Below are 19856 nucleotides of genomic sequence, written 5' to 3' on the forward strand. Positions count from 1 at the left end.
CCACCGTCACAAAACCTTGGCTTGGGCCGGCGGGGCGAGGGGGGTATGAGGCTGGGGAGCCTTTTCCCCGGAACCGACGACGCGAGTTACCGCCATGGCCCTCACCCCCGGTGCCTCCAAGCCCGCCAAGGTCTACAACGTCCTGTTCCTCTGCACTCAGAATTCGGCCCGCAGCATCATGGCCGAATGCCTGCTCCGCCGCTGGTCCAACGGGCGCTTCAACGCCTGGTCCGCCGGCAGCCGGCCCAGCGGCACGGTGAATCCCTTCGCCATCCGCACGCTCCAGGCCTTCAACCACAAGACCGAGGGCTTGCGCTCCAAAAGCTGGGACGAGTTCGCGGTGGCCGGCGCCCCGGTGATGGATTTCGTCTTCACCGTCTGCGACAACGCCGCGGGCGAGGTCTGCCCCGTGTGGCCGGGCCAGCCCATGACCGCGCACTGGGGCGTGGAAGACCCCGCCCCCGCGATGACGGAAGGGGAGGACAAGGCCATCCGCGCCTTCCGCCGCGTCTATGTGGAGCTGGAAAGCCGCATCAAGATCTTCGCCAGCCTGCGGGTGGAGGGGCTGGACAAGCTGACCCTGGAAAAGCACCTGTCGCGCATCGGTGGCGAACGCGCCAGCGACGACGCGCTGATCCAGGCCGGCGCCTAACTAAAGCACCTGCTTGGGCAAGGACAGGAGTTCCGCCCGGATGCGCCCCAGGCTCGGCCGGTTGGCCGGGCCAAAGGGGACCGGGCGGCACAGGTGCATGGCCGCCAGCCCCACCCGCGCGGTCAACAGGCCGTTGATGACCCCCTGCCCCACACGGGTGGAAATGGCGGCGGCCAACGTGCCGCCCAGCGCTTCCACCGCCACGTGGTGGGCGCTTTCGGTCACCCCGGCGACGGCCAGATTGGCCAGCATCTTGCGCAACAGCCGCAGCGACCCCAGATAGCCGGGCCGGGCGCCGTACAGCCCCGACACCTCCCGCACCAGCTTCAGGTTCCGCCACAGCACGATCAGCAGGTCCAGGATGGCCGCCGGGCTCAGCGCCGTGCCCACCGCCGTGTCGCGGGACGCGCGCAGCACCATCTGGTACGCCCGGCTGTCGATCACCGCCAGCAGTTCCCGGTCCAGCAGCCGCACCACCTCGCCGTCGTCATGGGCGTCGGTGACCGCTTCGCGGAAGCGGGCCAGCGCCGGGGCCAGATCGGCCCGCCCGGCGTACAGGCCGGCGACGTTGCCGGTGAACCGCTCCGCCCCGCTGTGCCCGCCGGCCAGGGCCAGCGCCCCCGCCTCCCCCCGCAGGGCGTCGATGCGGCGCAGCCGGCGCAGGCTCAGCAATTCCTTGACCACCAGCGTGACCGACGCCACCGCCGCCACCGCCGCCAGCAGCGCCACCACCCCGCCCAGCGCCACGCTGGTGGCGAACGACCGCTGCAACAGGTCGGCGGTGTCGAAGCCCACCGCCACCAGCAGCAGCGCCGCCACCGCCCCGGCCAGCCACCGCCCCACCCGGCTCTTTGGCCGGTCCAGCAGGGTGGCCAGGGGCTGGGCCGGATCGCCGTCCAGGGGCGGTTCGTCGGCGGGCACCGGCATGGCGCGCTCCACCGGCATCTCCACGGGGCCGGGGGCCGGGCGGCGCCGGGGCGGTTCGGCCTCGTCCACCGGCGGGGCCGGCTTGTCCGGGCCGAGCGTCTCGGGGTCGAGTTCCAGGGGGGCGGTCCAGCGGTGGCCCTGCGCCTTGGGGTCGCGGTTCATGGTCCCGGTCACTCCAGATGATCGCCGATCAGGAACTGCATGGCCTGATCCAGCCGTACATGGGGCAGCCCGCGCCCGTCCGCCCCGGTGCCGGGCGGCGGGCGGAAATCGAGGAAGCGGTACGGCGCCTCCTGTCCCGGCGGGAAGATGGCATGGCCCTCCGGGATTTCGCCGGGGAACAGCACGGTGGGCCTGTCGCGCCCGACGGGATAGCCCTGGACGCAGCGCAGCGTGCGCCCCTCGTGCTCCACCGCCACGGTCTCGGTGCATTTCAGCGACGCGATGGCCATGGTGTCCACCGCCGCCCCGTCGAAACGGATGGCGGCGCGGGCGTCGGCCACCAGCGTGTCGAGCAGGCGGCGCAGGTCGCCGTGCTGGTCGGCGGGGATGTGGTCGGCCTTGGTGGCGGCGAACAGCACCCGGTCGATCTTCGTGCCGAACAGCCAGTCCAGCCAGCCGCCGCTGCCGTGGCGGAACGGCTCCAGGCTGGTTTCCAGGGCGCGCTTCATGTCGCCCACCCCGTCCGCCCCGGCGTTCAGCGCCCCCAGCACGTCCACCAGCACCACCTGACGGTCCAGGCGGGCGAAATGCTCGCTGAAGAAACGGCGCACCACATGGGTCTTGTAGGCGTCGTAACGGCCCTCCATCAGCGCCCACAGGCTGCCACGCCCGCGCGCCTCCCCCGGCAGCGGGCAGAAGGTCAGGAGCGGCGCGTTCTCCAGATCACCCGGCTCGATGAAGCGGCCGGGCTGGATGATGCTGAGCAGCGTGTCCGCCGCGCGGCAGGCGTGAAGATAGGCGGTGTAGAGGGCGGCCCCGCGCCGCGCCGCCTCCTCCTCCGCCGGGGCCGCCGGGTCGATGGCGGCGAGCCACCCGCGCCAGCCGGCGGACAGCGCTGCCCGCGCGCCCCGCTCGGCCAAGGCCAGCGTCTGCGCGCTCCATTCCCCATAGGACAGGGCCAGCAGCGGCAGGTCCATCAGCCATTCGCCGGGATAGTCGATGAGGTCGAGGTTGAGCGTCACCGTCGGCTGCACCACCCGCCGCACGGTGCTGCCGGTGCGGAACCGCACCGCCACGCGCAACTGGCTGATGCCACGGGTGGGATCGGGCCAGCGGGCATCGGGGCCGGTCAGCGCCGCCCGGTGGCGCTCCACGTCGAAGCGGGGCACGTCGGCGTCGGGCTGGGGCTGGAGCCGCGCGCCCAAGAGCCGCCCCGACGCCGCCACGTCCAGGAACGGCAGCCGCCCGCCGCGCAGCAGATTGTCCACCAGGGCCGTCATGAACACGGTCTTGCCCGACCGCCGCAGGCCGGTGACGCCCAGCCGCAGGTTGCGTTCGAGCGCCCGGCCCGCCAGCCCCTCCACACGGTCGAACAGGCGGGTGCCGGCATCGGTCAGGTCGGTCAGGTCGGGAAAGCGCACGGGCAGGGATCTCGATCAGGAAAAGCGGTCGGCGGTTCCGCATATGGGGGGGACCGGCCTTGGCGTAAAGACACCCGCCGCAGGGCTGCCCCGCCGCGGCGGGCGGACAGGGGGCGCTTTACCCCGCCGGGTCACCTGGGGCACACTCCGCCCGCGCACAGCACCAAGAGACACCTTGCATCATGTTCGTGGCACTTCCTCAGGACGGGGGGCTGACGCCGCAGCGCCCGCAGCTCACCCTCGGCACCAAGATCCGCATGATCAACTGGGGGCTGGTGTTCCTGGTCTGCCTGATCACCAGCGTCGGCATCGCCATGCTCTATTCGGCCGCCGGCGGGCAATGGGATCCGTGGGCCAAGTCGCAGATGATCCGCTTCGCCCCCGGCTTCGTGCTGATGCTGATCATCGCGCTGGTGGACATCCGGCTGTGGATGCGCTTTGCCTATGGCATCTATTGCGTGGTCTTCCTGCTGCTGGTGGCGGTGGAGATCATGGGCCATATCGGCATGGGCGCCCAGCGCTGGATCAACCTGGGCTTCTTCGTGCTCCAGCCGTCGGAGCTGATGAAGCCGGCGCTGGCCCTGGCGCTCGCCCGCTATTTCCACGGGCTGACGCTGGAACAGATCGGGCGCCCGCTGATGCTGATCCCGCCGCTGATCCTGGTGTTCGCCCCGGTCGGTCTGGTGCTGCTTCAGCCCAACCTGGGCACGTCGCTGCTGCTGATCATGGGCAGCGGGGCGATCTTCTTCGCGGCGGGCGTGCGGATCTGGAAATTCCTGCTGGCCATCGGCGCCGGGCTGGCGGTGATCCCCATCGGGTGGGAGATGCTGCACGATTACCAGCGCCAGCGCGTCTATACCTTCCTGGAGCCGGAAACCGACCCGCTGGGGGCCGGATACAACATCATCCAGTCCAAGATCGCGCTGGGATCCGGCGGGCTGTTCGGCAAGGGATTCATGATGGGCTCGCAGAGCCAGCTCATGTTCCTGCCGGAAAAGCACACCGACTTCATCTTCGTGGTCCTGGCGGAGGAGCTGGGCATGGCCGGGGCGCTGGCCCTGCTGTTCCTCTATTGCCTGATGCTGGTGTACGGCGTGGTCATCGCGCTGTCGGCCCGCAACCAGTTCGGACGGCTGGTGGGGGTGGGACTGACGACCCAGTTCTTCCTGTACATGTTCGTCAACGTCGCCATGGTGATGGGCCTGATCCCGGTGGTGGGCATCCCGCTGCCGCTGGTGTCCTATGGCGGCACGGCGATGATGACGCTGCTGATCTGCGTGGGCTTCCTGCTCAGCGTGTCGGTCCACCGGGAGATCCGCATTCCACGGTCGGGCATCAGCGATTTGTGAGGGCCCGAAACGGAAAAGGGCGGACGGGGATGCCTCACCACCCCCGTCCGCCCTTTTTTCATGCCGGCCTCAACGCGCCGACCGGATGGTCCCGGTCTTGGCGTCCATCTCCACCGTGGTCCACGACCCGTCGCGCTGCTGGGCCTCGGCCATATAGCGGTCGCCGTCCTTGTGGAAATTGCGCACGCCCATGAAGCCCGCCGAGCTGAAGCTGTTCAGCAGCGAGGTCTGGGTCAGCTCGGTCATGTTCTGGCCGCGCCCGCGCCGCTCGCGGATCGAGGTGTCGTTGCCCACGTCGATCATGACACGGCCCGCCGTCATCGCACCGGTTCCGCCCATGGACGTGCCCGAGGAGCCCGCGGAGCCCGAGCCCATGGCCCCCTGATCCATGGTCCCGGTCGAACCATAGGTGCCCTGGGGATAGGCGCCGGTCGCGTCCATGGGCGGGGTCGCGGTTCCGTTGACCGACCAGTTGTCGGCCCAGTTGGTGGACACCGGATCGGTCATGGTCACGCCGTCCTGAGCCATCAGGGGCGCGGCGAACAGGGTGGCGGCGACGGCGGCCCCGGTCAGCATCGGTTTCAGCATCGGATTCCTCCTGTTTGTTCATAACGGCACGGTCACCGGAGTCAACACCGCGGCCCCGGTTCCGGTTTCCTACCCCCTTCGGTGAGGAGGGATGGTGGGGAACCACGGCGCGGCGGCGATGTTGTGCCTATCGGAACCGCCGCTGCCGCACGGCACGGGGTCTTTCCCGGTAAAGGAGAAGGGTCATGCTCTATTGGGCCTTGGTGTTCCTGGTTGTCGCCCTGGTGGCGGGGGCTTTGGGCTTTGGCGGTATTGCTTCGGCGTCCGCCGGGATTGCGCAGATTCTGTTCTTCATCTTCCTGGTTCTTTTCGCCGTCAGCCTGATCATGGGTTTCGTACGGCGGCGTTAGCCCACCTTCCCCACAACGAAAAACGGCAGCATTCCCACCGGGTGCTGCCGTTTTCGTATGGGGAGGGGGCGGGGTCAGGCGGCGTCCCGTGCCGCCTCCGCCGCCGTGTAGCCCTCCATCAGCAGACGCAAAGCGCGCCGGCCGCGGGACAGGCGGGATTTGACCGTGCCGATGGAGATCTTGAGGATATCCGCCGCCTCGCCATAGCTGATGCCCTCCAGCCCGATCAGCAGCACCACCTCGCGCTGTTCGGTGGGCAAGAGCTGCAAGGCCCGGCGCAGGTCGCGCAGCTCCAGCCGGTCCATCTGCGATCCCGGCGCCGAGCCGATGGCGGCCTGCGCCTCGTCGTCGATGTCCACCACGCTCTGGCGGCGGCGGATGCCGTTGATGTGCAGGTTGCGCAGGATGGTGAAAAGCCATGCCCGCAGGTTGGTCCCCGGCTGCCACAGATGCAGCCGGCTCAACGCCCGCTCCAGGCATTCCTGGACGAGATCGTCGGCCAGGACCGCATCGCGCACCATGGCGCGGGCAAAGCGGCGCAGACGGGGGATTTCCTGTTCGATCTGGCCGATGATGACGGCGCGGGGCGGAACCGCGCCCGCATCGGCGGGGCCGGCCGCGGCCGTCTCAGCCGAAGCGGTGATGAGCGGACTGCACCGTTCAGGCACGTGCTTCCGGCCGGCCTCTGCGTGCAAAGTGCGCATGACATCTCCCAGACATTCAAACGCTGTCGTTGAATATCAGGTAAGGTCTGCCGCTGCCGTTTCCATTGATAAAAAGGCTAAATGCGGAACAGTAACCCTGGGCTTACTGCCTAAGTCATGGATTAAACCGACTGGTACGAAAGTCCGGGGCACCCCCGAAGATCAGTTTCATTGCATGGCAGAGCATCCATCTTTGCAGCACAGGATGGACAAGCCGCGGAACAGCCATGACCCCCCTTTCGGCGCTGGTTTCATCACCACCGACGTACCCCTGCGGCCCCATCCATTCGGCCGATGACCGGATGAACCGCCGAAGCCCGTAACAGGACACCCCCGCACCATGAAGCACTGGATCGTTGCCGCCTGCCTTGCCGGGGCGGTGGCCGGCGGCGCCCCCGCCGTGGCCGCCGCCGGAATGATGGAACGGGAAATCGCGGCCCTGGAGGCGCTGGCCGCCAAGGGCAGCCCCCGCGCCCGTCAGGAATTGCAGGACCGTCTGGCCAAGGACGACAAGCGGGGCCGCGTGCGCCAGGCCTATTGCACCGCGGTCCGCGACCGCATCCTGGACAGCCGCGCTTCCGGCAAGGGCAGCCGCCGCGTGACCGTCGCGCTCAATCAGGAAAAGAGCGCCCTGATCTCCGCCGTCCGCGCGGCGGCGAAGCCGGTGCCGGCGGCCCGCTGCACCACCCTCCCGGCCGGGCGGGCGGTGATGGTGCCGTCCCCCCCGCCCGCGGCCATCAAGGCGCTGGTGCACAAGATGGCCCCCGCCTATGGGCTGGACCCCGATCTCGTCCTGGCGGTGATCGCGGTGGAATCCAATTTCCGCGCCGGGGTGGTGTCGGACAAGAACGCCATGGGGCTGATGCAGCTGATCCCCGAAACCGCCGAACGCTTCGGCGTCGCCAACGTCTTCGACGCCGAGGACAACATCCGCGGCGGCATGAAATACCTGCGCTGGCTGCTGGCCCATTTCGACGGCGACGTCACCCTGGCGCTGGCCGGGTACAACGCGGGCGAAGGGGCGGTGCGGCAATACGGCGGCATCCCGCCCTACCGCGAGACGCAGGACTACGTGGTCAAGGTCCACAGCCTGTACCGCCCGGCGCGCCATCCCTTCGACCGCACCGCCGCCCGGTCGGCGGGCGTGGGGCGGGAACTGGTGGCCGAGCTGTCCTTCGCCGCCCCCCGCCGGGACCGCTGACCCCCCGGCCCGCCCCCGGCTTTCACCTCAGCCGGACACCTCAGCCGAACAGGGCGTCGATGGACGACTGGTCCAGCGGCGGCGGGGGATTTTCATCCTCCGGGGCCGGCTTGGCCGCCACCGGTGCCGACGGGGCGCACGGCGCCGCCGCGGGCGCGCAGGGAAAGGCATCGCCGTTCAGCAGCCGGTCCACGTCGTCCTGATTGACGCCGTTGTCGCTGGGACCGTTCAGCAGATGGGCGTCGGGGCGGGTGTCCACCGGCCCGGCGGGCAGATCGGCGGCGGCCACCTCCACCACGCCCCAGATTTCCATGATCGCCAGGATGCGCTGTTCGATGTAGCGCAGGGCGTTGACCACCTTGGTGGTGCGCTGGCCGGTCAGATCCTGGAACGAGCAGGCGGTGAAGATGCTCATCACCTCCGCGTCCAGAATATCGCACAGGGCGGCGGGCGCCGCGGCGGCGCGCAGCTTGCCCGCCGCATCCATGATGTGCTCGGCGGCGTTCAGGATCTCGAACGAGGCGCGCTCGGTGGACATCACGATGGCGTCCAGCTCGTTGGCGGCGGTGGTGATGCGGTCGTTCTCCACATCCTTGGGCCGGATCGCCGCGATTTCCCGCCGCGCCTGGGAAATGGACGCGCTCATGTCCTGCAACTCGTGGCGCAGCACGTTGATGTGGCGCACCGCCTGCGATGCCGCCTCGTGCTCCAGCCAGGCGTTGCGAAGCTGGCCGACCAGCCCCTGTACCTCGTCGATGCCCATGCTGCGGGCACGGCGGGCGTGCTCGTCCAGAAAGGCCCGCCCCTTGGGCGTGCGGGCGATGAAGGCCGCGATCTGCCGGTAATCCTCGTCAGGGAGAGCAACGGTATCCATGGTCACGCCATACTCCTGAAACGGGCGGCACAAAGGGAGGATCGGGCACCCGGCCGATACGTCGGTGATATTTCCTGAATCACCTCGACAAGACAACCACGAAGCCATACGAAGGTGATCGGCCGCCCGGACGCGGTATGCCGGTGCCGGCAGCGGCGCATATTACGCAACAAACGTCCGGCGCCTCTGCGTCACGCCGCCGCAATCACGAAAAATAACCATAACGGCCAGGCCCATGGTTAATCGTTTGGTTACCCCCCATCGCCTAAGATCCCGTCCGTAACGCCCGCCTTACGGGAATAAGGATCTTGCGGATGCCAAAGGCTGCCGACGTCGATACCATCGAACGGACCTCCATCGTCTCGTACACCTTGCTGCAGGAACTGCACGGCGTTCTCGCCCATCCCCAGACACCGGACGATGTGACGCTGGGCATGCTGATGGGAATGGCCATGTTCCTGGACGAAACCGTCGGCCCTATGCGCGCCCAGCGCCTGATGGCGGAGGCGCCGTCCATCGTGCTGAAGACCGACGCCCATGTCACGGCGGACCAGATGCAGCGGGTGATGCCGGTTCTGCGCGCCCTGGGCGACCATTTGAAGGACATCCGCCACCCGACGGAGCGCGCGCCCGCGGCATAAGCGCATCCGGTCCCGGATGCGGCCTTGACGGCGCGGGGCCTTTGCCCCGATGCTTGGTCCATCCGACGTTTCCGGTTCCCTCTTTTGCCATGACCATGGATTGGCTGACCGCCCTTGCCATCGTCACCATCGCCGCCGGCGTCACCATCAGCGTGGTGGTTCTGGTGGCGGTGGGGTCCATCCGGCGCAGCCTGAACGATCATGGCCTGCGGCAGGCGCAGCACATCCGCGCGTTGCGCGGCACCATCGCCGCCCTGACCCGCCAGCAGCAGGACGCCGACGCCCGCATCCTGGCCCTGCTGGAAGCCAACCGCCGCATGACGGAGGAACTGGCTGCCCTGGGCGAACGGGTCGCCGACACCGACGGCACGGCCCGCCCCGGCGGGGCGCCGCGGATGCTGCATTAGAGTGTGATCGGTTCAAACGGAATCGTTTGAAGCGTGACTCACACGGGGACTCTCGGGCCGGACCGTTGCGGTTTGGGCGGCCTTCCCCGATAGTGGCGGCCCTGTCCCAACAGCCATGCCGCACCGATCATGACCATTCCCGACCGCGATGCCGAGCGCGCCCGCTGGACCGCCAGCGCGCCCGCGTGGGAACGCTGGGCCGACCCCATGGCCGATCTGGCCGACCGCATCAACCAGCCGCTGCTGGACGCCGCCGGGGTCACGGCGGGCGGGCGGGTGCTGGATCTGGCCTGCGGGGCCGGCGAACCGGCGCTGAGCGCCGGGCGGCGGGTCGCGGCGGGGCCGGGCGGGCTGGTGGTGGGCACCGATCTGGTGCCGGCCATGGCCGAGGGCGCCGCCCGGCGGGCAGAGGCCGGCGGGACCGCCGTGTCCTTCGCCGCCGCCGACATGACCGCCCTGCCCTTCGCGGACGGGGCGTTCGGGCACGTGGTCTGCCGTTTCGGCATCATGTTCGTTCCCGATGCCGCCGCCGCCCTGGCCGAGGTGCGGCGGGTGCTGCGTCCCGGCGGCACCGCGGCCTTCATGGTGTGGGGGCCGCTGGCCGGCAACGCCCTGCTGCGCCTCCTGAACGACGGCGTTGACGCCGTGCTGGGGCCGGACGCTGGGCCGGGGCTGGGGCCGCTGTTCCGCTACGCCGCCCCCGGCAGCCTGGAAACGGCGATGAAGGCGGCGGGCTTCACCGCCGTCGCCGCCACGCCCCTGATGCCGGAGGGCAAGGCCCGCGCCGGCGCGCCTTTCTGGAAGGCGCAGCTTGAGATGAGCTTCGGCACCCGGCTGACGGGGCTGGCCCCCGCCCGCCGCGCGGCGGTGGAGGCGTCGGTCGAGACCCGCTTCCGCAACGCGGCGGTGGACGGGGTCGTTGCCTTGCCCGTCCACATCCGCATCGTCACCGGAACCGCCTGAAGACCGTCACCCGTTCAGCCGGAAGCGTCCGACCAGGTGATCCAGGCTGGTGGCCAGCCGCCCCAGTTCGTTGGCGGCGGCGGTGGTCTGGCTGGCCCCGCCCGCGGTTTCGGCGGCGATGCGGGCCAGGAAGCCCACCGCGTCCTTCACCACCTGCGCCTGGGTGGAGGTCTGCACCGTGTCCTTGGCCACCTCCTTGGCGGCGGCGGCGACCTGGGACACGTTGCGGCCGATCTCGGCGGTGGTGGCGCTCTGCTGGTCCACCTCGCGGGCGATGGAGGCGGCGATGCCGTCGATCTCGCCGATCACGTGGTTGATGGATTCCACCGATCCGCGCACCTGCTCCATGATCCGGGCCACGGTGTCGATGGACGCCACGCTGCGGTCGGTCATGGATTGGGTGGTGGTGATGCGGGCCTCGATATCCTCGGTGGCCTTGGCGCTCTGGTTGGCGAGCGTCTTGACTTCCCCCGCCACCACGGCGAAGCCCTTGCCGGCCTCGCCCGCCCGCGCCGCCTCGATGGTGGCGTTCAGCGCCAGCAGGTTGGTCTGTTCGGCGATTTCGGAAATGACCTTGATGACCGCGCCGATCTCGCCGCTGGCCTGGGCCAGCCCGCGGATGTTCTCCACCGCCTCGGTGATCGCCCGATCGGCGGAGGACAGCACGCCGCGCACCTGCGACGCCGCTTCCGCCGCCCGGTGGGCCACCTGGGAACTGTCGGTGGCGTGGCGCGACACCTCGTTGATGGAATGGCCCATGTGGGCGGCGGCGGACGCCACGGTTTCGGCGTTGGCCGCCAGTTCCTCGGCGATGGCCGACAGGTCGCCCACCGCCCCGACCACCCCGTCCACCGCGTGCGCGATGCCGTCGGCGCGTTCGTTCATGCTGGCCGCCTGCCGGTTCATGTTGGCGGCCGACGCGTTCAGTTCGACCGACGCGGAGGAGACGGCCGCACTCGCCTCGCCCACACGGGCGATGCTGGTGCGCAGGGTGCCGATCAGCCCGTTGAAATCCTGGGCCATCACCGCCAACTCATCCCGCCCGCTGACCGCGGCGTCGCGGGTCAGGTCGCCGTCGCTGGCGGCCTTGATCACCGCCTGCATGACCGGGATCGGCCGCACCACCGCCCGCCCGATCAGCAGCGTGACGCCCACGCCCGCGGCCAGGATCACGAGGCAGGTGCCCCCCAGTTTCCACACCTGCTGGAAAAAGGCGGTGTCGATGTCGTCCACATAGATGCCGGTGCCGATGGTCCAGTCCCACGGCTCGAAATAGCGGACGTAGCTCAGCTTCGGCTTGGGCTGTTTCGCCGGGTCGTTGGCACGGGGAAAGGCATAGCCGACGAAGCCGCCCTCCGCCTTCGCCCTGGCGGTGCCGATCATGTCGCGGGTGAAGAAGACCCCCTGCGCGTCGGCGACGTTCCACATGTTCTTGCCCACCTGGGCCGGAACCGGGTGGGCCATGGTGTTGCCCGCCGAATCGAGGATCATGAAATAGTCGCCGTCGCCGTAGCGCATCTGCGACACGGCCTTCAGCGCCGCGGCCTTGGCCGCGTCTTCGGCCATGCGCCCGGCCTTGGCCTCGTCGGCGAAATGGGTGACGAGGGTGAAGGTGGCCTGGGTCAGATCGCGGACCTTGGCCTGCCGGTCCCCGACCATCTGTCCGCGCAGGGCGAACAGCGCCAGCCCGATCACCACCAGCAGCCCGACGACGCTGACCCCAAGGATAAGCCCGATTTTCCCACGGATTCCGAGTGTGCCCATGATGACGCTTCCTCCGCGGGCCCTTCCGGCAGCCGCGCAATCTTGTTGTTCCTTATGGCTTATATTATAAGGCGTAGAGAATGATAAAAGGTTAAGGAGCGGATAACCTTTGTGCGCCGTGGACAGGGCAGGCATACGCATCAAAGGCCGACGAAAATTTATTTCCGATAAATTTTATGCTTATGGCGTATAGGCAGCATGTTTCTTTTCTCCCCATCTTAGGTTTACGACTTGTCCGCATTTTGAGATAATCAGGGAGACGAGCAAATGCATATAACAGTATGATAAAATGGGCCGCCCTCATGCTGAAATCGCAATACATTCCTGTTATTTTGAATAAAATACAGGAACTTGACTGGAAGCGCCGAGGGGCACTGAGAGTTTTTCTGGAGTCTTTTTCTTTTTTATTGTTAATTCTTCTTGATCCATTCGGATTGTCTGCCATCACCTCCATAGCATCCCAGAATATGTTCGATAGGCTTCACGCAATAATTACGCCGGCGAATGAATCAGATCGAATAGCAATCGTCCTCGTAGACTTAAAAACACTAAATGATGCGAATGAAACGTGGCCACCATCATTTAATTTATGGAGCAATCTCCTTACCTCAATTTCAGAATATGATCCATTAGCAATTTTTGTTGATGTTTATTTTGGGGTTGACCGCTCGAAATCAAAAGAAAGTGACCTGGCGGCCCTTGTAAAACATGATATTCCGGCAAGCCCGCGTATTTTTCTCGCCGACCATGGACAGAACGCTCTGAGGCGATCCCTTTTGGATGGGGATTGTCTGGAATGGTCGCCGGATACCGCCTATCCGTCATCAGGGCATCAGATCCCCAGTCCCAAATGCCAACCAAGCGCCCTGTTCCCCCGGCTGCGGGATGCTGCCGGCGACCGGCGCACCTACATTGATTGGCCCCTGCGCGACGACCGGCGCCTTTATCCTCTACATACCCTGCATTCAATTCCCATGAATCAGGCGGGGGATGTTCTGAGCATCGCAAGTTCCTTGCCTGCCACGGCCCTTGCACGCGAAGTATGCCGTGAAACACCGGGGCGGCCGGCTGGACCCGCATGGTGCAAGGAGAATTCTCAGTTCCTCACTCCGCCCACCGAATGGGTTGCTCCCCGCATCAGCCGCCAAGACACTATAAAAAAAGCAATTGAAGAAAAATTTGATCGTGCCCTGCTGCCCCGCTGGTCATTTTACAGCTCCCCAAAATCAGAAAGCTTAATTGAAGATTTCAAAAAAACAGGATGCATTGTTCAAAAATCTGACTTCATTGGGAAAAAGATAATACAATCTATTGGTATTTTACCAATAACAGCTTTTCCTCGAATTTTTGACACGCCATATTTTCGGAATATGTTTTTTCTTCCTGCATTTTCGAACTCAGGACCTGAGCATCTGGATGAAAATGGAATGTTCGCGCAAGGTATTTCATGCCCCCATATCGTCACCATTCATGCATCCGATATTATCATGCCAACAAATATTAAATCTTCCAATTCGCTGCAATCGGCGATTAAAGACAGAGTCGTTCTGATAGGGATGGCTTTTGATGGGATAGATCAATGGCCAACGCCCATCTACGGGAATATGCCGGGTGTTTTCATTCATGCTGTTGCCCTGGAAACGCTTTTGAATTATGGGCCTGATCATCCTGAAAAACCAGATGAATACATCATGGTGTCAAGCAGTGATATTTTTGATATATTAATTCATGCAATTTTTATATTTTCTGTCATTGTGGCCGCAAAAAAAGAAAAACTAATTGTTGGCGCTGCCGGATTCTTTGCTCTGACAATTGCAATGCCATATATTTATTTTTTTATGGGTTATATGATACCATCAATTACAAGCATAAATGTAACGGAACAGATGGTATTCACCACCACCCTCGCCATAACTCTTGCCATGAAAAGCATACCCGCTCTCGATGAGGCAGACTCCTGACACTTATTAATCAGACAAGAGGCTTTCCCATGAGATCCGATATCTTGAAAATCTTGCTGACGGCCGCCAGCCTTTTTCCAGCACCCGCTTGGGCCGGAAGCCAGGTGGAGATTTCCGGTTTTGCCCGCTCCTCAATCCCAGCCATGGACGCACAGGGTAACAGCACGACACTATCGTCAGACGATATGAAATTCCCTTTGCTCGCTGATGAAGAACATGAAAAATATTGGGTAATGGTGAAAGGGCAAAGGCTGTCTTTGCAACGGCGCCACATCATACTTCCTAAGCCATCATGTGCATTTTCTATCTCTGGCGGTAACAGCATCTCGGCAGGCAATGCGGGTGCTGGCCCGAGTGGCTGCCCGGTTGATATGGGGAAGCCAAAATGATGCGCCGGTTGACATTTTTTTCCGCTACCACTCTGGCCATGAGTTTGGCCGGGTGCATCTCGACCCCAACCACGCGGGTTACTCAAGACCCCAAAATAATTGAAACCGCGATCCGAACGATCCAGCAGGCACCATCACCGCCACAATGCACAGCGATCCGCGGTCCCCACCTGCTTGAAGAACGTCAGATCATAAACAGCCCTGAACTGAATCGAGAATTACGCCGCATTCTCGACGATGTGCGCACCGGCTGGACGGCAACCAGGGAAATGCCACCGATCGACATTTATATTGTTGCAAATGATCGGTACAACGGATTCACCAACATCCATAATCAGATCTTCATCAATCTTGGGGTGCTGGCGGGCGCAGAAACCCGGGATGAAATCGCCTTTATGGTCGCCCATGAAATGGCCCATGCCTCTCTTGGCCATATCGGGGAGCGGCGCCAACGCCAGCTTGAAACCCGCCGAACCTTCAGCCAGATCAACGATGGGATCTCGCTGGGCGTGGTTCTCGCAAACACCCATCAAATAAATGCAGGGCAGAATGCGGCCCCGCGGTTCCGATCCGATCTCGGCCCAGGAGACATGAACACCGTTGCGGCCTCGGCAGCCGGAATGCGCATTCTGTCTTCACTGTATGCCGAAGTCGGCGATGCGCTTTATAGCCGGGAGCAGGAAACCTATGCCGATCTGTTTGCTTACGACCGTTTGATGGATACGAAACAATCCGTAAACGGCACCGGCGGCTTCTATGATCGGCTGCACAAGGCCGAGGATATTAAAAATAAAGAAATCGCTGTATTGAAAGGCGCAGTCAGCCAAAGCGTCGCCTTAGCAACAGCTCTTGCCCTTCGCGATGCCAAACCGCCAGACAAGAGCATTACCTCTCTGTCTTTGACCGCAGCTTCCGTATTCGGCCCCAAACTCGAAAACATGATCGGTGATATTTTAAGCCCCTGGGCTGAAAGATACGATCCGATCGTAAAGCGCCGGGAAACGGCCGGCAAATACGAAGACAGCCTGTGGAAGAATGCGGAAGTACCGCCCTCCAAGCCGTCTCCTTTCACGGAAAAATCGTCAATCCGAAAAGCCGTGAAAGATTATATGGAGGCGATAAGCGCCTACAATGATGCGGAAAACGCAATCATGAACCAAAATCCTGAAGCCGCCGCCAAGGCCGCCAATAATGAAAAATTACAGCGCCTTTTGCCCGTCTTGGGATTGATGACCAAAGCCCGTCTTTCCGAAGCGGATGGCAAACTCGAACAGGCATTGCATCATGCCGAGGCCGCAAAACGCCACCAAGAAGCAACGCCAGGGACATTCACCATGGTCGCCACACTCTTGACACGGCTTGACCAACCCCGGCGGGCTTTATCCGTTCTTGACGAAGCGGAAAAACGCTTCTGCACACGCGAACCGTTCCTCGTGACACGGGCGGGCGCTATGGCCAAGAACAAGGACAAGGCCGGCACCTTGCGGGCATTGTCGGAATGCGACGCCACGGGGGATGCCGCAATCGGACGGGCCTGCTATCTTGCGGCACGGCCTGAAGACAAGGATGGCAAGGAAATCGAGAGCAACCCTCTCGTGAAACTGACGGGATCGAACAACAATTTTCTAAAGGATATATTGGGTAAGGCAAGCTTACCATTCTGATCGGCGGTTCTATCACCGGTGCGGTCCATCAACCTCGCAGCGGATCCCCGCTGTTCGAACCGGGCCGTTGACCGGCAGGCTTCAGACGGCACGTGGGCGCCAAGGGGCCAGCGCACATCTGAGGGGCCAGCCCACATCTGAGGGGCACGGAACCATCACGGCCTGTCCGCCGCCTTCCGCCGGGATCCCCCCGGCGGAAGGCGGTCCTTACTCCTCGATCAGCTTCTGTTCCGCCGCGGCGGTGCGGATGGCCTTTTGCAGTTTCTCGAACGCGCGCACCTCGATCTGGCGCACCCGTTCGCGGCTGATGCCGTATTTCTGCGACAGGTCTTCCAGGGTGGTGGGCTCGTCGCGCAGGCGGCGTTCGGCCAGGATGTCGCGCTCACGCTCGTTCAGATGGGCCATGGCCGCGGTCAGCAGGGTGCGGCGCTTGCCCAGTTCCTCGTCCTCGGCCAGCACATGTTCCTGGTTGGAGCTTTCGTCCACCAGCCAGTCCTGCCACTCCCCCTCCCCCTCGGCACGCAGGGGGGCGTTGAGGGAATGGTCCGGCGCGCTCAGGCGGCGGTTCATCTGCACCACGTCGCCTTCGGGCACGTCCAGGTCGGTGGCGATCTTGGTCACCTGTTCGGGGCTGAGGTCGCCCTCGTCGATGGCCTGCATCTGGCCCTTCAGCCGGCGCAGGTTGAAGAACAGCTTCTTCTGGGCCGCGGTGGTGCCCATCTTCACCAGCGACCAGGAATGCAGGATGTATTCCTGAATGGCCGCCCGGATCCACCACATGGCATAGGTGGCAAGCCGGAAGCCGCGGTCGGGGTCGAACCGCTTGACCGCCTGCATCATGCCCACGTTGCCCTCGGAAATCAGTTCCGACAACGGCAGGCCGTAGCCGCGGTAGCCCATGGCGATCTTGGCCACCAGACGCAGATGGCTGGTGACGAGCTGGTGGGCGGCGTCGGTGTCGTCATGCTCCTGCCAGCGCTTGGCCAGCATGTATTCCTCTTCGGGCGCCAGCATGGGAAACTTGCGGATCTCCTGGAGATACCGCGACAGATTGCTCTCCGCCCCGATGACGGGAAGATTGCCGGACGTGGCCATGCGTGACGGACCCTTCTCTCCTTCGGCCCTGGGGTTGTGCTGCGCCATACTGGCGGGCGCCCCGGCGGCCGTTTGCCGGGGAGTCTACGCCCGCACCCGGCCTATTGCCAAGGTGCCGGGTTCTATATGGGGCAATATCCCGCATTCAAAAAGGGGTACGTCCACCTAAATCGATTCCAGACTGTGCAACAGGGCCGTGAAATCCTCCGGCAAGGGCGAATCGAAACTCACCACCTCCCCGCTGCCGGGATGGACAAAGCGGATGGCGGCGGCGTGCAGCGCCTGGCGCGGAAAGCCGGTCAGCGCATCGCGCACCGCGTCGGGCAGGCTGCCGGCGTTGGCGCCGCCGGCCCGCCCCGTGCGCCCGCGGCTGTAGAGCGCATCGCCCACCAGCGGGTGACCGATGTGGGCCATGTGCACGCGGATCTGGTGGGTGCGCCCGGTTTCCAGGGTGCATTCCACCAGCGCCACCCCCTGGCCGCGCTTGGCGCCCTCGAACGCGCGGACCACGCGGTAGCGGGTGGCGGCGGGCTTGCCGCCGTGGGCGGTCACCGCCATGCGCTTGCGGTCGGTGGGGCAGCGGCCGATGGGCGCCTCGATCCGGCCCTTCGCCGGGGACGGGATGCCCCAGACCAGCGCGCGGTAGGTGCGCGACAGGCTGCGGTCGGCGAATTGCGCGGTCAGCCCGTGGTGGGCGCGGTCGTTCTTGGCCACCACCATCAGGCCGCTGGTGTCCTTGTCCAGCCGGTGGACGATGCCGGGGCGGCGTACCCCGCCGATGCCCGACAGGCTGGCGCCGCAATGGAACAGCAGGGCGTTGACCAGCGTGCCGTCGGGATTGCCGGCGGCGGGGTGGACCACCATGCCCGCCGGCTTGTCCAGCACCAGCACGTCGGCATCCTCGTACACCACGGCCAGGGGGATATCCTGGGGCCGGGGCACCGGGGCGGCGGCGGCGGGAATGGTGACGGCGAAGGTCTGGCCGGGTTTGACCCGCTGGGAGGCGTCGGTTATGGTCCGGCCATCGGCCACCACCCGGCCCTGTTCCATCAGGGCCTGGACCCGCGACCGCGACAGGCCGGCGATGCCGTCGGCCAGCAGCTTGTCGAGCCGCGCGCCCGCCGTGTCCGCCGTGACGGTGACGCTGTGATGCTCCGCGGCCCCGCCGGCGGCGGCATCCTCGTCGTCCAGGTCGGCGTCCAGGCCCGCAAGGGCATCGTCCGGGAGGCTGGCGGCGTGTTCTTCGTCCCTGTTCACCGGATCGGATTCCCTATCGTGCGCGTTCTCAAAGCGGCTATGATCATCATGGGTGTGTTCATTCTGGCCGGATATGCCTATCTGGGGGTGGAGGTCGTCAAGCGCTTCACCAACCACGAAGCCCGCGACGCCGCCAAGGATGCACGCGAGGCGGTTGAGGACCGCACCGTCACCCCCGCCCCCGGCGGCGAGGTGGCTCTGGGCCTGCCCCAAGGTGCCCGCATCGCCGGCATGGTGTCCACCGGCAACCGCGTGGTGGTGCAGGTGAGCATCCCCGACGGCCCCGACCGGCTCTACACCCTCGACCCCCGCACGGGCGGGGTGACCCCCACCCTGACCACCGGCGCCAAGACGCCGTAACCGGACACGAAAGCCCCCGCCATGACCGGCCCCCTTCCCCGCGGTTACGATTTCCGTAGCGACAACGTGGCCGGGGTGGCCCCGGCGGTGATGGCGGCGCTGACGGCGGCGTCCACCGGCACCGCCCCGTCCTATGGCGCCGACCCCTGGACCGCCCGGCTGACGGCGCAGCTTTCCGCCCTGTTCGAGCGGGAGGTGGCGGTGTTCCCGCTGGTCACCGGCACAGGCGCCAACGCGCTGGCGCTGGCCGGGCTGGTGCCGCCGTGGGGGGCGGTGCTGTGCCACGAGGAAAGCCACATCACCGCCGACGAATGTAACGCGCCGGAGGCGTTCACCGGCGGCGCCAAGCTGGTGGGGCTGCCCGGCGCCCACGGCAAGCTGACCCCGGACACGGTGACGGCGGCGCTGGAGCGGGCCGGCATCGGCATTGTCCACCACGCCCAGCCCGCGGCCCTGAGCATCACACAGGCGACGGAGGCCGGCACCGTCTACACCCCCGATGAAATCACGGCCCTGAGTGCGGCGGCCCGCGGTTTCGGCCTGTCGGTCCACATGGACGGGGCGCGGTTCGCCAACGCCGTGGCCCATCTGGGCTGTTCCCCCGCCGACGTGACGTGGCGGGCGGGGGTGGACATGCTGTCGCTGGGCGCCACCAAGGGCGGGGCGATGATGGCCGAAGCTCTGGTGGTGTTCGACCCCGCCCGTGCCGAGGGTCTGGCCTTCCGCCGCAAGCGGGCCGGGCATCTGGTATCGAAGATGCGCTTCGTCTCCGCACAGGTGGAGGCGTGGCTGACGGACGGCCTGTGGCTGCGTCTGGCCGCCCACGCCAACACCCAGGCCCGCCGTCTGGCCGATGGCCTGACCGCCGCCGGCTACCCGCCCGTCCACCCGGTGGAGGCCAACGAGGTCTTCGTACCCCTGCCCGACACCGTTCTGACCCGGCTGGAGGCCGCGGGCTATCTGTGCCACCGCTGGGACGGCGCGTCGGTGCGCTTCGTCACCGCCTTCGACACCCCGCCGTGGGCGGTGGACGGGGCGGTGGCGGCGGTGCGGGGCTGACAGGCCGCGTGCAATCCTCCTCTCGCCTCTGGGGAGCCACGCATTGCACACATTATGCAACATACTGA

Annotated in this window: 20 protein-coding genes; 12 read left to right on the forward strand and 8 right to left on the reverse strand. The window is 65.5% G+C overall.

Annotation, left to right across the window (positions count from 1 at the left end):
• Positions 1 to 94: 94 nt before the first annotated feature.
• On the forward strand, positions 95 to 652 hold the full coding sequence (locus tag M2352_RS12975; RefSeq protein WP_264664899.1) for an arsenate reductase ArsC: 558 nt from the start codon (positions 95 to 97) through the stop codon (positions 650 to 652).
• Here the strand turns inward: M2352_RS12975 and M2352_RS12980 are convergent, their stop codons facing one another.
• The gene (locus M2352_RS12980; protein WP_264664900.1) at positions 653 to 1753 is read right to left on the reverse strand and encodes a YcjF family protein; all 1101 of its coding nucleotides are present in this window, start codon (positions 1751 to 1753) and stop codon (positions 653 to 655) included.
• A complete protein-coding gene (locus tag M2352_RS12985; protein WP_264664901.1) occupies positions 1750 to 3162 on the reverse strand; it encodes a YcjX family GTP-binding protein in 1413 nt (470 codons plus the stop codon). Before M2352_RS12985 ends, M2352_RS12980 begins: the two co-directional genes overlap by 4 nt.
• 182 nt (positions 3163 to 3344) lie before the next feature.
• Between M2352_RS12985 and rodA the strand changes: the two genes are divergently transcribed.
• The gene (gene rodA, locus M2352_RS12990; RefSeq protein ID WP_264664902.1) at positions 3345 to 4511 is read left to right on the forward strand and encodes a rod shape-determining protein RodA; all 1167 of its coding nucleotides are present in this window, start codon (positions 3345 to 3347) and stop codon (positions 4509 to 4511) included.
• Positions 4512 to 4580: 69 nt separating this feature from the next.
• On the opposite strand, the gene M2352_RS12995 is transcribed toward rodA, so the two are convergent.
• On the reverse strand, positions 4581 to 5099 hold the full coding sequence (locus M2352_RS12995; RefSeq protein ID WP_264664903.1) for a hypothetical protein: 519 nt from the start codon (positions 5097 to 5099) through the stop codon (positions 4581 to 4583).
• A 185-nt stretch (positions 5100 to 5284) separates the two neighbouring features.
• Here M2352_RS12995 and M2352_RS13000 point away from each other — a divergent pair, with 185 nt between their 5' ends.
• Positions 5285 to 5449 carry a DUF1328 domain-containing protein gene (locus M2352_RS13000; RefSeq protein WP_264664904.1) on the forward strand — a complete coding sequence of 55 codons (165 nt, stop codon included), beginning with the start codon at positions 5285 to 5287 and terminating at the stop codon, positions 5447 to 5449.
• A gap of 74 nt (positions 5450 to 5523) precedes the next feature.
• Here the strand turns inward: M2352_RS13000 and M2352_RS13005 are convergent, their stop codons facing one another.
• A complete protein-coding gene (locus M2352_RS13005) occupies positions 5524 to 6117 on the reverse strand; it encodes a sigma-70 family RNA polymerase sigma factor (RefSeq protein WP_319802035.1) in 594 nt (197 codons plus the stop codon).
• A gap of 376 nt (positions 6118 to 6493) precedes the next feature.
• Here M2352_RS13005 and M2352_RS13010 point away from each other — a divergent pair, with 376 nt between their 5' ends.
• Complete coding sequence (locus M2352_RS13010; protein ID WP_264664905.1) at positions 6494 to 7354, forward strand: lytic transglycosylase domain-containing protein; 861 nt, start codon at positions 6494 to 6496, stop codon at positions 7352 to 7354.
• Positions 7355 to 7394: 40 nt separating this feature from the next.
• On the opposite strand, the gene M2352_RS13015 is transcribed toward M2352_RS13010, so the two are convergent.
• Positions 7395 to 8228 (reverse strand): protein phosphatase CheZ, encoded by an 834-nt coding sequence (locus M2352_RS13015; protein WP_264665360.1) that lies wholly within the window; start codon positions 8226 to 8228, stop codon positions 7395 to 7397.
• Positions 8229 to 8542: 314 nt separating this feature from the next.
• On the opposite strand from M2352_RS13015, the gene M2352_RS13020 reads away from it, so the two are divergent.
• The 3 genes from M2352_RS13020 to M2352_RS13030 all read left to right on the forward strand — a co-directional run bounded on the left by M2352_RS13020 (position 8543) and on the right by M2352_RS13030 (position 10239).
• Positions 8543 to 8869 carry a hypothetical protein gene (locus tag M2352_RS13020; protein WP_264664906.1) on the forward strand — a complete coding sequence of 109 codons (327 nt, stop codon included), beginning with the start codon at positions 8543 to 8545 and terminating at the stop codon, positions 8867 to 8869.
• Positions 8870 to 8958: 89 nt separating this feature from the next.
• Positions 8959 to 9276: a hypothetical protein gene (locus tag M2352_RS13025; protein ID WP_264664907.1), complete on the forward strand. Its 318-nt coding sequence runs from the start codon at positions 8959 to 8961 to the stop codon at positions 9274 to 9276.
• A gap of 129 nt (positions 9277 to 9405) precedes the next feature.
• A complete protein-coding gene (locus tag M2352_RS13030) occupies positions 9406 to 10239 on the forward strand; it encodes a class I SAM-dependent methyltransferase (RefSeq protein ID WP_264664908.1) in 834 nt (277 codons plus the stop codon).
• A 6-nt stretch (positions 10240 to 10245) separates the two neighbouring features.
• Here the strand turns inward: M2352_RS13030 and M2352_RS13035 are convergent, their stop codons facing one another.
• The gene (locus M2352_RS13035) at positions 10246 to 12003 is read right to left on the reverse strand and encodes a methyl-accepting chemotaxis protein (RefSeq protein ID WP_264664909.1); all 1758 of its coding nucleotides are present in this window, start codon (positions 12001 to 12003) and stop codon (positions 10246 to 10248) included.
• 302 nt (positions 12004 to 12305) lie between these two features.
• Between M2352_RS13035 and M2352_RS13040 the strand changes: the two genes are divergently transcribed.
• Genes M2352_RS13040 through M2352_RS13050 form a run of 3 tightly spaced genes read left to right on the forward strand, consistent with a single transcriptional unit; the run spans position 12306 to position 16017 of the window.
• Positions 12306 to 13964, forward strand: a complete 1659-nt coding sequence (locus M2352_RS13040) for a CHASE2 domain-containing protein (RefSeq protein WP_264664910.1) — start codon at positions 12306 to 12308, stop codon at positions 13962 to 13964.
• Between the two features lie 29 nt (positions 13965 to 13993).
• Positions 13994 to 14353: a hypothetical protein gene (locus M2352_RS13045; RefSeq protein WP_264664911.1), complete on the forward strand. Its 360-nt coding sequence runs from the start codon at positions 13994 to 13996 to the stop codon at positions 14351 to 14353.
• Complete coding sequence (locus M2352_RS13050; RefSeq protein ID WP_264664912.1) at positions 14350 to 16017, forward strand: M48 family metalloprotease; 1668 nt, start codon at positions 14350 to 14352, stop codon at positions 16015 to 16017. The genes M2352_RS13045 and M2352_RS13050 overlap by 4 nt, the downstream gene beginning before the upstream one ends.
• A 207-nt stretch (positions 16018 to 16224) precedes the next feature.
• On the opposite strand, the gene rpoH is transcribed toward M2352_RS13050, so the two are convergent.
• Together rpoH and M2352_RS13060 are read right to left on the reverse strand one after the other, a co-directional pair.
• Entirely contained in the window at positions 16225 to 17112 is an 888-nt protein-coding gene (gene rpoH, locus M2352_RS13055; RefSeq protein WP_264664913.1) for an RNA polymerase sigma factor RpoH, read from the reverse strand.
• 165 nt (positions 17113 to 17277) lie between these two features.
• Complete coding sequence (locus M2352_RS13060; protein WP_264664914.1) at positions 17278 to 18369, reverse strand: RluA family pseudouridine synthase; 1092 nt, start codon at positions 18367 to 18369, stop codon at positions 17278 to 17280.
• An 18-nt stretch (positions 18370 to 18387) separates the two neighbouring features.
• Between M2352_RS13060 and M2352_RS13065 the strand changes: the two genes are divergently transcribed.
• Both M2352_RS13065 and M2352_RS13070 read left to right on the forward strand, forming a co-directional pair.
• Entirely contained in the window at positions 18388 to 18729 is a 342-nt protein-coding gene (locus tag M2352_RS13065) for a hypothetical protein (protein ID WP_264664915.1), read from the forward strand.
• 21 nt (positions 18730 to 18750) lie between these two features.
• Positions 18751 to 19788, forward strand: a complete 1038-nt coding sequence (locus tag M2352_RS13070) for a threonine aldolase family protein (RefSeq protein ID WP_264664916.1) — start codon at positions 18751 to 18753, stop codon at positions 19786 to 19788.
• Positions 19789 to 19856: the final 68 nt, after the last annotated feature.

The sequence above is a fragment of the Azospirillum fermentarium genome, assembly GCF_025961205.1.
GTDB classification, from domain to species: domain Bacteria; phylum Pseudomonadota; class Alphaproteobacteria; order Azospirillales; family Azospirillaceae; genus Azospirillum; species Azospirillum fermentarium.

Coding starts and splice junctions, on each gene's coding strand:
- M2352_RS13025 (WP_264664907.1), top strand. CDS start 8,959: ATGACCATGGATTGGCTGACCGCCCTTGCCATCGTCACCATCGCCGCC.
- M2352_RS13000 (WP_264664904.1), top strand. CDS start 5,285: ATGCTCTATTGGGCCTTGGTGTTCCTGGTTGTCGCCCTGGTGGCGGGG.
- M2352_RS13045 (WP_264664911.1), top strand. CDS start 13,994: ATGAGATCCGATATCTTGAAAATCTTGCTGACGGCCGCCAGCCTTTTT.
- M2352_RS12975 (WP_264664899.1), top strand. CDS start 95: ATGGCCCTCACCCCCGGTGCCTCCAAGCCCGCCAAGGTCTACAACGTC.
- M2352_RS13010 (WP_264664905.1), top strand. CDS start 6,494: ATGAAGCACTGGATCGTTGCCGCCTGCCTTGCCGGGGCGGTGGCCGGC.
- M2352_RS12995 (WP_264664903.1), bottom strand. CDS start 5,099: ATGCTGAAACCGATGCTGACCGGGGCCGCCGTCGCCGCCACCCTGTTC.
- M2352_RS13040 (WP_264664910.1), top strand. CDS start 12,306: ATGCTGAAATCGCAATACATTCCTGTTATTTTGAATAAAATACAGGAA.
- M2352_RS13020 (WP_264664906.1), top strand. CDS start 8,543: ATGCCAAAGGCTGCCGACGTCGATACCATCGAACGGACCTCCATCGTC.
- M2352_RS13035 (WP_264664909.1), bottom strand. CDS start 12,003: ATGGGCACACTCGGAATCCGTGGGAAAATCGGGCTTATCCTTGGGGTC.
- M2352_RS13015 (WP_264665360.1), bottom strand. CDS start 8,228: ATGGATACCGTTGCTCTCCCTGACGAGGATTACCGGCAGATCGCGGCC.
- rodA (WP_264664902.1), top strand. CDS start 3,345: ATGTTCGTGGCACTTCCTCAGGACGGGGGGCTGACGCCGCAGCGCCCG.
- M2352_RS13050 (WP_264664912.1), top strand. CDS start 14,350: ATGATGCGCCGGTTGACATTTTTTTCCGCTACCACTCTGGCCATGAGT.
- M2352_RS13030 (WP_264664908.1), top strand. CDS start 9,406: ATGACCATTCCCGACCGCGATGCCGAGCGCGCCCGCTGGACCGCCAGC.
- M2352_RS13070 (WP_264664916.1), top strand. CDS start 18,751: ATGACCGGCCCCCTTCCCCGCGGTTACGATTTCCGTAGCGACAACGTG.
- rpoH (WP_264664913.1), bottom strand. CDS start 17,112: ATGGCCACGTCCGGCAATCTTCCCGTCATCGGGGCGGAGAGCAATCTG.